This is a genomic window from Billgrantia tianxiuensis, assembly GCF_009834345.1.
GTDB classification, from domain to species: domain Bacteria; phylum Pseudomonadota; class Gammaproteobacteria; order Pseudomonadales; family Halomonadaceae; genus Halomonas; species Halomonas tianxiuensis.
Genome location: NZ_CP035042.1, coordinates 591,295 through 603,854, shown reverse-complemented (window position 1 = coordinate 603,854; position 12,560 = coordinate 591,295). Strand labels below are relative to the sequence as shown.

Here is a 12,560-nt window from a genome sequence, read left to right as displayed (position 1 = left end):
ACAGGCCGAAGAGGGGGTCTTTTGCCATGGATGGCAAAAGTAGCGCCCAGGGAAGGGTTCACAGCGCCCCCTCGTAGGCCTGTCGCCGGATCAGCCCTGAGCGGGCATTTGGCGCCAGCGGCATCGAGACTTCCCGAGGCCTTTCCCCGGCGCCCTCGCTACAGGCTCCGGCATTCAGCTTTAGCGACGATTTTCGGCCACGAATGTCTGCACCTTCGCCAGCTCCGCCGGCAGCACGGTGTAGCGCTCCTCACGTTCGAGCAGGTCGTCCATGTGCGGCGGCAGCGGCACGCCGGGGAAGCCCGCCTTGACCACCGCCTCGGCGAACTTGGCCGGGTGGGCCGTGGCCAGGGTGATCATCGGCGTCTCGGCGTCGGCCCGGGCGCGCTCGGCGGCGCGGTAGCCGGTGGCGGTGTGCGGGTCGAGTACTTCCTTGGTGCGATGGTGCGCCTCGCGAATCACCTCGAGGATGGTGGCATCGTCGACGCTATGGCTGGCAAACAGCTCGCGCAACCGGGCCAGGGGGGCGTCCGCCAGCGCCGTGGGCTCGGCCTGGAAACGCTCGAGCAGCGCGGCCACGGCGGCACCGTCACGCTCATAAGCCTCGAACAGCAGGCGCTCGAAGTTGGACGACACCACGATGTCCATGGAGGGTGCCAGGGTCGCCTTGAGCTCCTGCTTGGAGAAGTCGTTGGCGGCGATGGTCCGGTGCAGGATGTCGTTGGCATTGGTGGCGATGATGAACTGCTTGACCGGCAGCCCCATGCGATAGGCCATGTAGCCGGCGAAGACGTTACCGAAGTTGGCCGAAGGCACGCAGAAGCTGACCTGACGGTGCGACGCCCCCAGCGCCACGCCGGCGGCCACGTAGTAGACGATCTGGGCCATGATGCGCGCCCAGTTGATCGAGTTCACCGCCACCAGGCGGGTACCGTCGAGGAAGCCCTGGTCGGCGAAGCTGGCCTTGACCATCGCCTGTGCGTCGTCGAAGTTGCCTTCGATGGCGATGTTGAAGACGTTGTCGGCCAGCACCGAGGTCATCTGGCGACGCTGCACCTCGGAGACCCGGTTATGTGGGTGGAGGATGAAGATGTCGAGGTTGTCACAGTGGCGACAGCCTTCGATCGCCGCCGAGCCGGTGTCGCCCGAGGTCGCTCCCATGATCACCGCGCGCTCGCCGCGCTTGGCCAGGAAGTGGTCGAGGATACGCCCGAGCAGTTGTAGCGCGACATCCTTGAACGCCAGCGTGGGGCCGTGGAAAAGCTCCAGCAGGAAGTGGTTGGCGTCGAGCTGGTTGAGCGGCACCACGGCGTCGTGGCTGAAGGTGGCGTAGGCCTCGCGCACGATACCGCGGAAGGTCTCGTCGCCGATCTCGCCGTTGACGTAGGGCTTCATTACGCGGAAGGCGATCTCGGCGTAGGAGAGCCCGGCCATGCCGGCGAGCTCTTCACGGGAGAGCTGCGGGATGGTCTCCGGCACGTAGAGTCCGCCGTCGCTGGCCATGCCGGTCAGCACGACTTCTTCGAAAGAAAGCGTAGGCGCCTGCCCACGAGTACTGATATAGCGCATGATTTATTCCTGCTCGTCCAGCGACTCAACGCGAATGCGTGTTACCGGTCCGGCGATGTCGGCCATCGACTCGATCTGGCGGATCGCCTCGTTCATCTGCTTTTCGCGGCAGCTGTGGGTCAGCAGGATGATCGGCACCAGCTCACCTTCGGTCGCCTCCTTCTGCACCAGCGCCTCGATGGAGATGCCCTGCTCGGAAAGAATGGTCGCAACTCGCGCCAGCACACCAGGACGATCCACCGCCAACAGCCTCAGGTAATAAGCCGTGACGATGTCCTCCATGGGCAGGATCGGCAGGCCGCCGTCGTCCTCGCCGATGCCGCTGAAGGCCAGGTAAGGCACGCGGTAGTGGTGGTCGGTAGCGATGTCGCGGGCGACGTCGAGCAGGTCGGCCACCACCGCCGAGGCGGTGGGCTCCGAGCCGGCACCGGCGCCGTAGTAGAGCGTCGGCCCCACGGCGTCGCCCATGATGGCGATGGCGTTCTTGACGCCGTGCACATTGGCCAGCAGTCGCTCCTTGGGGATCAGGGTCGGATGCACGCGCAGCTCGAGCCCCGCATCGGTGCGCTTGGAGATGCCCAGATGCTTGATGGTGTAACCCAAGTTGTCGGCCTGCTCGACGTCCTCGGCGGTGACCCGGGAGATGCCCTCGGTGTAGGCCTTCTCGAACTGCAGCGGCACACCGTAGGCGATGGAGGCCAGGATGGTCAGCTTGTGGGCGGCATCGATGCCTTCGACGTCGAAAGTGGGATCGGCTTCGGCGTAGCCCAGCGCCTGGGCTTCGGCGAGCACGTCCTCGAAGGCGCGGCCTTCGCTGCGCATGTGGGTGAGGATGTAGTTGCCGGTGCCATTGATGATGCCGGCCACCCATTCGATGCGGTTGGCGCCAAGGCCCTCGCGCAGCGACTTGATCACCGGGATGCCACCGGCCACGGCGGCTTCGAAAGCCACGATCACGCCCTGTTCGTGGGCCGCCTGGAAGATCTCGTTGCCGTGCACGGCAATCAGTGCCTTGTTGGCGGTGACCACATGCTTGCCGTTGGCAATGGCGGTGAGCACCAGCTCGCGGGCCAGGTCATAGCCACCGACCAGCTCGACCAGAACGTCGACATCGGGATTGCGGGCCACCTCGAACACGTCGTTGGTGGTCTTGATACCGGTGAGGTCGCACTCCGGGTTGGGGCTGCGCAGCGCCACCTGCTCGATCACGATAGGGCGGCCGGCCCGCCGCGCAATTTCATCGGCATTGCGCGTCAGTACGTTGAAGGTACCGCCGCCGACGGTACCCAGACCACAGATTCCCACTCTCACCGGTTTCAATGTCCTGCTCCCCTGATGATGTCAATGTCCAGCGTTCTGATTGCGGCCGGCAGTACTTGAGCTGCCGCCGCTTGTGACTCTGCCTGTTACTCGTCCGTTGCTTGGCTAGCGGCTTGGCCGGTTACTCTGCCAGGCCGAGCATGTCGGCCAGGCGTTCGGCGGGCACGTAGCCCGGCACCAGTCGACCATCGGGCAGTACGATGGCCGGCGTCCCTTGTACGCCCACGGCCATGCCCAGATGATACTGATCCTCGACCGGATTGTCGCAGTCGCTGCCGCCCGACAGCGTCTCCTGCCGCTTGCCTGCGTTCATTGCCTCGCTGCGGTTGTCGGCGCACCAGATCTGCTCGAGGATACGCGCCCCTTGGGAGTTCATGCCGGCCCGGGGAAACGCCAGATAGTGTACCTCGATCCCTCTCTCGTTGAGCGCCGATACCTCCTCGTGGAATTGGCGGCAGTAAGGACAGGTGGTATCGGTGAACACGACGATTTCGGCCCGGCTGTCACCAGTGCCACGGAAGACCACGCGCTCACTCTCCGGCACCTGGGCAAGCTGTTCGGCACGCTCGACGTTACGCGCCTGCTCGGTCAAGTTGGTTAGCCCACCGCTGCCATTCTCGTAGAGATCGCCCACTAGGAAGTATTTTCCTTCGGCGTCACTGTAAAAAGCTTCGCCGGTTTCCAGGCGCACCTGGAAGAAGTCAGGCAGCGGTGTCTCGTGAACGCTGGCCACGGGCATCGGCTGGCCGTTCACCTTCAGGCGCTCAGCCAGCCGCTCGGCCGCGTCGGCCTGGGCGACATTGGGCAGCAACAGCGCTGCGACAGGAAGGGTCAGCGCAAACAGAGTGCTGGCGATACGATCGGATAACGCAGTCATGTGTCAGCCTCGAGGATGATGTTCGGCATGCAGGGCTTCGAGTCGCGCCTGCGCAACATGGGTATAGATCTGGGTGGTCGACAGGTCGCTGTGACCGAGCAGCAACTGTACGACACGCAGGTTGGCCCCATGATTCAAAAGATGTGTGGCGAAAGCATGCCGCAACGTATGCGGTGACAACGGTCGGGTGATACCAGCCGTACGTGCGTGCGCCTTGATCCGGTGCCAAAAAGTCTGACGGGTCATGGTATTGTCGCCACGCCCGGGAAACAGGGCCGGCCGCGTCGCATCGCTCATCAGCGCCCCACGGGCACTGCGCATGTAGCGTGTCAGCCAGTGTACGGCCTCCTCCCCCAACGGGACCAGCCGATCCTTGTCGCCCTTGCCGCGCACCCGCACCACACCCTGACGCAGGTTGACGGCATCCACGCTGAGCCCCACCAGCTCCGATACCCGCAGGCCGCAGCCATACAGCACCTCGAGCATGGCACGATCACGCAGGCCGAGATCGGTGGCCAGGTCCGGCGCCGCCAGCAGGCGCTCCACCTCGTCCTCTTCCAGGGTATCCGGCAGGTTGGGGCGTACCCGTGGTAAACGCACCTCGGCCAGCGGATCGCGCTCGATGCGCCCCTCGGCCAGCGCCCAGCGGTAGAAGCCGCGCAGGCTGGAGAGCAGCCGGGCGTTGCTGCGCAGTTGATAACCAGCCCGGCGTCGTTCATCGAGCCAGGCCGGCAGCAGCGCCTCATCCGGCGTGAGCAGATCGCCGCCTGCCTCCACCAGTCGGGCCGCCCAGGCCTCCAGGTCACGCCGATAGGCCGAGAGCGTGTGCTCGCTCGCCCCACGCTCGAGCCACAGGGCATCGAGGAAGGACTCGATCAGGACCAAGGATCGGGCGTCAGGGAGCATGCCCTACTCTCCATACGCAGAGCCGGCACCCATGCACGGGCCTGAGCCCCATGCGCAGGCACGGCCTGAAACGACGAAGCCCCGCCCCGCGTGAGCGGTGGCGGGGCTTGCGGCACAACGAAACCACGAGCGGGCCGGACTCGGACACGACCCGCGCACGCTTTCGTTACGACAGCTTTTCCTTGATACGAGCCGACTTACCACTGCGCTCGCGCAGGTAGTACAGCTTGGCCTGGCGCACGTCGCCGCGACGCTTGACTTCGATGGAGTCAACCAGCGGGCTGTAGGTCTGGAAGGTACGCTCGACGCCAACGCCGTGGGAAATCTTGCGCACGGTGAAAGCGGAGTTCAGACCGCGGTTACGCTTGCCGATCACCACGCCTTCGAAAGCCTGGAGACGCTCGCGGTTGCCTTCCTTGACCTTGACCTGCACAACGACGGTGTCGCCCGGGGCGAATTCCGGCACCTGCTTGCTCATCTGCTCGGCTTCGAGCGCCTGGATCACCTTGTTCTTGCTGCTCATGACAATGTCTCCTCGTATTCGGCACCGCCGCTCCTCACAAGGTCAACGGCGGCGCGTGATCCCGGCGCCCGAGTCTGGCTCGAGAGCGCGGGAGATGATGGGTGACGCAGGTCCGCAGCATGGGGAGCCCCAAAGGGGCATAGCCTCAGCGTCTCGCGTCCTGCACCTCCGCCCTGTCACCTGACAGGGCGTATTCTTCGATGAACTCCTCGAGCAGCTTCTGCTGCTCGGCGCTCAACATCCTGCCTTCCAGCAGGTCGGGGCGCCTCAGCCAAGTCCGCCCCAGCGACTGCTTGAGCCGCCAACGTCGGATCTCGCCGTGATGGCCGCTGAGCAGTACCTCCGGCACCCGCCGCCCGTCGATCTCTTCGGGGCGCGTATAGTGCGGGCAGTCCAGCAGCCCTCGTTGAAGGAGTCCTCGACCGCGGAGTCCTGATGCCCCAGCACGCCGGGAACCAGTCTTGCCGCGGCGTCGATCAGTACCATGGCCGGCAGCTCACCGCCGCTGAGCACATAGTCGCCGATCGACCACTCTTCATCGATGTCGCTCTCCACGATACGCTCATCGATGCCTTCGTAGCGCCCGGCCACCACCACTATTGGGGGACCGGAAGCCAGTTCGCGCACGCCCTGCTGATCGAGCCTGCGCCCCTGGGGCGACAGGTAGATGACCCTGGGCTGCTGGCCGGTAGCCTCGCTTGCCCGCTCGCGAGCGGCGTGGATGGCGGCGCGCAGTGTGTCGACCTTCATCAGCATGCCGGGGCCGCCACCATAGGGCCGGTCGTCCACGGTGCGATGCCTGTCGGTGGCGTAATCGCGCGGGTTCCAGAACTCCAGCGCAATTCGCCCCTGGCTGACCGCCCTCCCGGTGACGCCGTGCCGGGCGATGGCCTCGAACATCTCGGGAAACAGCGACACGACGCCGACCCACATGTCCGGTGCTGCGCTCGCCCCGGCCTCTGTCTCGAGGCTCAAAAGTCCGGGTCCCAGTCGACGGTCATGGTGCCGCCCGCCAGATCCACCTCGACGATCACCTCGTCGGCAGGAAAGGCAGCAGACGCTCACGATCATCGATAGCCGGCGGCTCCCCCTGCGGGTCGCCCTTGACCACTAGCACGTCGTTGGCGCCGGTTTCGAACAGATAAGCGACACGCCCCAGCACCGTGCCCTCGCGAGTCACGACCGTGAGCCCTTCGAGCTGGTGCCAGTAATATTCGTCGCCTTCGAGCTGGGGCAGCTCCGTCTTGGGCAGCAGGATCTCGGCACCGGCCACGCGCTCGGCGGCCTCGCGCGAATCGACGCCTTCCAGCAGGGCCACCAGGCCCTTGCCGTGACGCCGCCCCTGCAGCAGACGATGGCGACTCAGGATGCCACCTTGGCGCAGCACCCACTCGGAATACTCGAGGATGCCGTCCATCGGGCCGGTATGGGAGTAAACCTTGAGCCAGCCCTTGACACCGTAGGGGCTGGTCAACTTGCCCAGCACCACATGGTCGTCGCGTTCGCTGCGTGCGGCCTGCTCGCTCATGACGTCACCGAACTGCACAGGCTCAGGCCTGCTTGCGGGCTTCCTTGACCAGCTCGGCCACGCGGTCGGACATCTGTGCACCCTGGTCCTGCCAGTGAGCAACGCGGTCCAGATCGACGCGCAGACGCTCTTCCTGACCGCGAGCGATCGGGTTGAAGAAGCCCAGACGCTCGATGAAACGGCCGTCGCGGGAGTTGCGTGAATCGGTCACGGTCAGGTGGTAGAAGGGACGCTTCTTGGCGCCACCACGTGCCAGACGAATGGTAACCATGGCGTTGACTATCCTTCGGTTGAGGTTACGTTTAATACCGATGCGCCGGACCCGGCGAACGGCCGGGGTTCTCGGCATCTGCCAGGAAAGCGGGTCCATGGACCCGCTTTCGCGTCATTCGGTCACTTTCTTTACAAGCGTGCAGCCGGGCAGAGCCACGGTCCTGCCATGAAGACGCAGCATTCTACGGAAATCAGCCCCGCTTTGAAACCCTTTTCTCGAGCCTCGCCAACACAGCTCCTCTCCTACGCAACGCAGCGCGCCCTCTCCTCTGCGCAGCCATTCCATGGTTATCGCCAGGGGAAGCCGCCAGGGCCGCCCATGCCACCCATCCCACCGGGACCGCCCGGACCGCCCGGACCGCCCGGACCGCCCGGACCGCCCGGACCGCCCGGACCGCCGCCGCCCATCATACCGGACATGCCGCGCATCATCTTCTGCATGCCACCCTTCTTGCCCGCCTTCTTCATCATCTTCTGCATCTGCTTGTGCTGCTTGAGCAGACGGTTGAGGTCGGGCACCTGCAGGCCGGCACCGGCGGCGATGCGGCGCTTGCGCGAACCGTTGATGATCTCGGGCTTACGTCGCTCCTGGGGCGTCATCGAGTTGATCAGCGCCTCGAGCTTGCCCAGTTCCTTCTCCGGCCCCGGCCCCTGGGCCAGCTCGGCCATCTGACCCATGCCCGGCAGCTTGCCGAGCAGGCCGCCCATGCCGCCCATCTTCTTGAGCTGCTGGAGCTGGTCGCGGAAATCCTCGAGATCGAAGCCCTCGCCCTTCTTGACCTTCTTGGCCAGCTGCTCGGCCTTCTTCTTGTCGACGGTGCGCTCGGCCTCCTCGATCAGCGACAACACGTCGCCCATGCCGAGGATGCGCGAGGCCACCCGGTCCGGGTGGAAAGGTTCCAGGGCGTCGACTTTCTCGCCCACCCCCATGAACTTGATCGGCTTGCCGGTGATGTGACGCACCGACAGCGCGGCACCGCCGCGGGCGTCGCCGTCGGCCTTGGTCAGGATCACCCCGGTCAGCGGCAGCGCCTCGTGGAACGCCTTGGCCGTATTAGCGGCGTCCTGGCCGGTCATGGCATCGACCACGAACAGGGTTTCCTGCGGCTGGCAGGCCCGGTGCAGCTCGGCGATCTCGGCCATCATGGCCTCATCGATGGCCAGGCGACCGGCGGTATCGACGAGTACCACGTCGTGGAACTGGATCTTGGCGTGCCTGATCGCCGCCTCGGCGATGGCCACCGGCTTCTGGTCGCTTTGCGAGGGAAGAAGTCGACGCCCACTTCACCGGCCAGCGTCTCGAGCTGGTCGATGGCCGCCGGACGATAGATATCGGCGGAAACCACCAGCACTTTCTTCTTCTCACGCTCCTTCAAGTAACGCGCCAACTTGGCCACGGAGGTGGTCTTGCCCGCGCCCTGCAGGCCGGCCATCAGCACTACCGCGGGCGAGCCCTTGAGCGAGAGGCCCTCGTTGGCCTCGCCCATGGTCGCCTCGAGTTCCTGCTGGACGATCTTGACGAACTGCTGGCCGGGCGAGAGGCTCTTCGATACCTCCTGCCCCACGGCGCGCTCGCGCACCCGCTCGATGAAGTCCTTGACCACCGGCAGGGCGACGTCGGCCTCGAGCAGCGCGCGGCGCACTTCGCGCAGCGTGTCCTTGATGTTGTCCTCGGTCAGGCGCGCCTGGCCCTTGATGGACTTGAGCGTCTGGGAGAGCCGCTCGCTGAGGTTCTGGAACATAAGCCACTCCGGCTGACAGGCTGTCGGGTTACCGCATCGAGCAAGGCCGCGACGAAGCGCCACACTCATCGCGAGGCGAGGAAACAGCCTGGATAAAGCGGTTGAAGGATCTGGGCGCCATTATACGCCCTGTGGCGAGCAGTCTCCATGCATGCGACCGCCGCCACGGCTGTGCGGCGCAGCGAGGATTGGGTATAGTGGCCTCGGCAGACTCTATCCACCCGAGATGCACTGGCGCCGGCCACGGCGCAGGGACGGACGACAACAGATGCAGGCGCTTCCTCTAGCCATCATGGCCTTTATCCTCTACCTGGGCGCTGCCTCATGGCAGGGGCTCACGCTGCTTCGCCGCGTGCCGCAGCGTCCCGCCCTGGTCCGCGTGCTAGGCCTGATGGGGTTGCTGTTCCATCTTCCCGTCGCCATCAAGCTGATCGACCAGAGCCCCGGCCTGATGCCCGGTCTCTCGACCAGCGCCGTGGTGCTGACCGCCGTCATGGTAATCCTGCTGCTCGTCGTCAGCCTGGCCAAGCCGGTACTGAGCGTGGCCGTGGCGCTTTTTCCCGTGTCGGGCCTCGCCCTGCTGCTGGCAGTAGGCCTGCCGAGCCCAGAGCGCACCGGCGGCATGACGCCGGGCATCGCCCTGCACGCCATGAGTTCGGCGCTGGCCTTCGGCGTCTTGTTCATCGCCGCCTGCCAGGCGGTGCTGCTCGGCCTGCAGAACCAGGCCCTGCGCCACCACCATACCCGCGGCATGGTACAGGTGCTGCCGCCGCTGACCACCATGGAGCGGGTACTGTTCGAGCTGATCTGGGCCGGCATGGCGCTACTTACCCTGTCGGTCGTCAGCGGCTTCATCTTCGTCGAGAGCATGTTCGCCCAGCATCTGGCCCACAAGACCATTCTGTCACTGGCCGCCTGGGTAATCTTCGCCATCCTGCTGATTAGCCATCACAGGCTGGGCTGGCGCGGCATGCGCGCCGTGCGCTGGACGCTGGGCGGCTGCGCCGTGCTGCTACTGGCTTATTTCGGCAGCAAGTTCGTACTCGAGATCATTCTCAACCGTACCTGAACCAGAAGTCGCCTTGACACTGCCGAACCGAATACCTACAAACGGGGCTGACATGCCAGCGAGGATCCAACGACCTTGAGCGACGACTTCCCTTTGGGATTGCTGTTCGGCCTGCTTTTTCTGCTCATCTGCCTTTCTGCATTCTTCTCGAGCTCCGAGACCGGCATGATGTCGATCAACCGCTACCGGCTGAACCACGAGGCCAGCAGCGGCGATAGCCGGGCTCGCCGGGTCCTGCGGCTGCTGGCACGCCCGGATCGCCTGATCGGCGTGATTCTGATCGGCAACAACCTGGTCAACAACCTGGCGGCCGCCATCGCCACCGTGCTCGCCATCCATTTCTTCGGCGAAGTCACCGGCCCCGCGGTCGCCCCGCTGATCCTGACCATCGTGATCCTCATCTTCGCCGAGGTCAGCCCCAAGACCTACGCGGCGATCAAGCCCGAGCGCATCGCCTACCCCTCATCACTGGTGCTGGAGCCGCTGCTCAAGCTGCTCTATCCGCTGGTGTGGCTGGTCAACGCGCTCTCCAACGGCCTGCTCCGACTGATCGGAATCAAGAGCATCGAAGGCGGCGCGGACAGCCTGACGCGCGACGAACTGCGCACCGTAGTGCATGAGGCAGGCACGCTGATCCCCCATCGTCACCAGGCCATGCTGCTGTCGATCCTCGATCTGGAGAACGTCACGGTCAACGACATCATGGTGCCGCGCCACGAGGTGGTAGGAATCGACCTCGATGACGAGCTAGATGCCATCCTGACCCAGATCCGCACCAGCCAGCACACCCGCCTGCCGGTGTTCAAGGGCGACATCAACAACATCATCGGCATGCTGCATCTGCGCAATGCGGCACGCTTCCTGTCGCGCGACGAAGTCACTAAGGCCTCCATCGTGCAGGAGGCGCGTGAGCCCTACTTCATCCCCGAATCGACACCGCTGCACACCCAACTGCTCAACTTCCAGAAGCAGAAGCGGCGCATCGGCATCGTGGTGGACGAGTATGGCGACGTAGAGGGGCTGGTCACACTGGAGGACATCCTCGAGGAGATCGTCGGTGAATTCACCACCGACGTGGCGGGTCAGGACCAGGAGATTCATCGCCAGGATGACGGCAGCCATGTGATCGACGGCACCGCCAACATCCGCGACATCAATCGGGCACTGGGCTGGAAACTTCCCACCGACGGCCCCAAGACCCTCAACGGCTTGATCCTGGAGCATCTGGAAGCCTTCCCCGACGGCCCCGCGTGTTTGCAGATCGGCAACGTTCGCATGGAAATTCTCGAAGTCCGCGACAACCTGATCACCTCAGCCCGCTGCTGGCAGGCCGGTCGAGCCGGGCGCCAGCGTCAGGCGTGATCAGCGTGGCGCCGCAATGTCGTGCCGACAGGCCCAGCCGTCGGCTTCGGCCTTGAGCGCCCTCACCCGCATCTCGAGGCGATCGCGCCGCGCCAGCCTTGGAGGAATCGGCTCGCCGAAGTAGAGAGCGACCCGGGCGCGGAAGCGACGCGGCCGCTTGGTCAGGGCTCGCCCTCCTCGGTGCGAGGTCCACGACCCCCACAGCCCGGCCAGGCCGGCAGGGATCACCGGTACCGGATCCCGTGCCAGGATCGTCTCGAGCCCACGGCGAAAGGTATGCACCTCGCCATCCGGGGTCAGTCTTCCTTCGGGAAAAAGCATCACCACCTCACCGCTGCGCAGTGCTCGGCTGACCTCCTCCAGGGCACGCCGTACGCTGCCGGGGTCGCGCCTGTCGGACTCCACGGGGATCGCACCCACCAGGCGAAACAGCCAGTTGAGCCAAGGCGACTCGTAGATCGGCCGGTCCATCAGAAAGCGCAGCGGGCGCGGACTGGCGCCCCCCATGACCAGGGCATCCATGAAGCTGACATGATTGCACACCACCACTGCAGGCCCCTTGGCCGGAATATGGTGACGACCGCGCAGCCGCAGCCGATAGCAGCAGTGCACCAGCAGAAAGATGAGAAAACGAATCAACGGGCGCGGCTTTCGAGCCACGCGCCAACTCCCCGCCAGGAAAAGGGAGCCGAGCAATCCGTAGAGAACTAACGTCACGCGATATCGGGCCTGTGCCTGAGGCCGGCAAGAATGGTGGAAAGCAGTTGTTCGAGCAGCTCGGGCACTTCGAGTTGCTGACCCTGCCAATAACCTAGACGCTCGTTGAGCCCCAGTTGCACCAGACCGTGCACGCTGCCCCACAGGGTGCGGCCGAGACGTCTGGCCTCGAGGTCGCCAAGCGCCGGCTGGTACTCCTTGAGACTCGTCTCGACGCGCAGGAACAGTGCCTCGATCATGTCCGACTGGCGCTGATCGAGCTCACCCTCCTGGGCCAGCGGGTAATCGAACAGCAGCTGCCAGCGGAACGGCTCGCGCTGGGCAAACTGCCAATAGGCCAGCGCCAGGGCGCGAAGCTGACGCTCGGGCAAGGTGCCTTCGGTCAATGGCTCGATGACCATGCGCAAGCGTGCCAAGGTCTCGATATTCACATGCTGGAGCAGATTGCCGAAACTGCCATAGAGCTTGAGCAGCGTACTCGGCGCACAGCCTACCTCGCGCGCCAATGAACGCAGCGAGAGCGCATGGACGGGGTTGCCCTGAAGCCAGTCATCGCATGCGGCCATGACTTGGGCATGGAGCGCTTCGGGCGCATGCTGTCGGGGACGAGCCATCGGGATCCTCGCAGGAGGTTGCACATCTCGGGGCGGCGATGCTTCGCCCGGTAGCTTAGA

The 12,560-nt window shown here is 65.0% G+C and carries 10 protein-coding genes and 3 pseudogenes; 2 read left to right on the top strand and 11 right to left on the bottom strand.

What is annotated here, in order from left to right; translation table 11 throughout:
- Positions 1–180: 180 nt before the first annotated feature.
- From thrC to ffh, 9 genes and pseudogenes are all read right to left on the bottom strand, one after another.
- On the bottom strand, positions 181–1,569 hold the full coding sequence (gene thrC / locus EKK97_RS02765) for a threonine synthase (protein WP_159548797.1): 1,389 nt from the start codon (positions 1,567–1,569) through the stop codon (positions 181–183).
- A 3-nt stretch (positions 1,570–1,572) separates the two neighbouring features.
- Positions 1,573–2,889 carry a homoserine dehydrogenase gene (locus EKK97_RS02760; RefSeq protein ID WP_159548794.1) on the bottom strand — a complete coding sequence of 439 codons (1,317 nt, stop codon included), beginning with the start codon at positions 2,887–2,889 and terminating at the stop codon, positions 1,573–1,575.
- Between the two features lie 121 nt (positions 2,890–3,010).
- Positions 3,011–3,766: a DsbC family protein gene (locus tag EKK97_RS02755; RefSeq protein WP_159548791.1), complete on the bottom strand. Its 756-nt coding sequence runs from the start codon at positions 3,764–3,766 to the stop codon at positions 3,011–3,013.
- A gap of 3 nt (positions 3,767–3,769) precedes the next feature.
- Positions 3,770–4,672, bottom strand: coding sequence for a site-specific tyrosine recombinase XerD (xerD, locus tag EKK97_RS02750; protein WP_422673153.1), 903 nt, complete (start codon positions 4,670–4,672; stop codon positions 3,770–3,772).
- Between the two features lie 166 nt (positions 4,673–4,838).
- Positions 4,839–5,195, bottom strand: coding sequence for a 50S ribosomal protein L19 (rplS, locus tag EKK97_RS02745; protein WP_111412830.1), 357 nt, complete (start codon positions 5,193–5,195; stop codon positions 4,839–4,841).
- Positions 5,196–5,340: 145 nt separating this feature from the next.
- Positions 5,341–6,128: pseudogene (trmD, locus tag EKK97_RS02740) on the bottom strand (tRNA (guanosine(37)-N1)-methyltransferase TrmD).
- 38 nt (positions 6,129–6,166) lie between these two features.
- A pseudogene (gene rimM, locus EKK97_RS02735) lies at positions 6,167–6,723 on the bottom strand (ribosome maturation factor RimM).
- 22 nt (positions 6,724–6,745) lie between these two features.
- A complete protein-coding gene (gene rpsP / locus EKK97_RS02730) occupies positions 6,746–6,994 on the bottom strand; it encodes a 30S ribosomal protein S16 (RefSeq protein ID WP_010630215.1) in 249 nt (82 codons plus the stop codon).
- 290 nt (positions 6,995–7,284) lie between these two features.
- Positions 7,285–8,738: pseudogene (ffh, locus tag EKK97_RS02725) on the bottom strand (signal recognition particle protein).
- A 268-nt stretch (positions 8,739–9,006) separates the two neighbouring features.
- Between ffh and EKK97_RS02720 the strand changes: the two are divergent.
- Positions 9,007–9,807: a cytochrome C assembly family protein gene (locus tag EKK97_RS02720; RefSeq protein WP_159548788.1), complete on the top strand. Its 801-nt coding sequence runs from the start codon at positions 9,007–9,009 to the stop codon at positions 9,805–9,807.
- Between the two features lie 75 nt (positions 9,808–9,882).
- On the top strand, positions 9,883–11,169 hold the full coding sequence (locus EKK97_RS02715; protein WP_159548785.1) for an HlyC/CorC family transporter: 1,287 nt from the start codon (positions 9,883–9,885) through the stop codon (positions 11,167–11,169).
- Here the strand turns inward: EKK97_RS02715 and EKK97_RS02710 are convergent, their stop codons facing one another.
- Both EKK97_RS02710 and EKK97_RS02705 read right to left on the bottom strand, forming a co-directional pair.
- On the bottom strand, positions 11,170–11,829 hold the full coding sequence (locus tag EKK97_RS02710; RefSeq protein ID WP_234286551.1) for a 1-acyl-sn-glycerol-3-phosphate acyltransferase: 660 nt from the start codon (positions 11,827–11,829) through the stop codon (positions 11,170–11,172).
- Between the two features lie 53 nt (positions 11,830–11,882).
- Positions 11,883–12,500 (bottom strand): TetR/AcrR family transcriptional regulator, encoded by a 618-nt coding sequence (locus EKK97_RS02705; RefSeq protein WP_159548779.1) that lies wholly within the window; start codon positions 12,498–12,500, stop codon positions 11,883–11,885.
- Between the last annotated feature and the right edge of the window lie 60 nt (positions 12,501–12,560).

Excerpts from the sequence above, each read along its gene's own strand:
- thrC (WP_159548797.1), bottom strand. The coding sequence starts at position 1,569 with ATGCGCTATATCAGTACTCGTGGGCAGGCGCCTACGCTTTCTTTCGAA.
- EKK97_RS02755 (WP_159548791.1), bottom strand. The coding sequence starts at position 3,766 with ATGACTGCGTTATCCGATCGTATCGCCAGCACTCTGTTTGCGCTGACC.
- xerD (WP_422673153.1), bottom strand. The coding sequence starts at position 4,672 with ATGCTCCCTGACGCCCGATCCTTGGTCCTGATCGAGTCCTTCCTCGAT.
- rplS (WP_111412830.1), bottom strand. The coding sequence starts at position 5,195 with ATGAGCAGCAAGAACAAGGTGATCCAGGCGCTCGAAGCCGAGCAGATG.
- rpsP (WP_010630215.1), bottom strand. The coding sequence starts at position 6,994 with ATGGTTACCATTCGTCTGGCACGTGGTGGCGCCAAGAAGCGTCCCTTC.
- EKK97_RS02720 (WP_159548788.1), top strand. The coding sequence starts at position 9,007 with ATGCAGGCGCTTCCTCTAGCCATCATGGCCTTTATCCTCTACCTGGGC.
- EKK97_RS02705 (WP_159548779.1), bottom strand. The coding sequence starts at position 12,500 with ATGGCTCGTCCCCGACAGCATGCGCCCGAAGCGCTCCATGCCCAAGTC.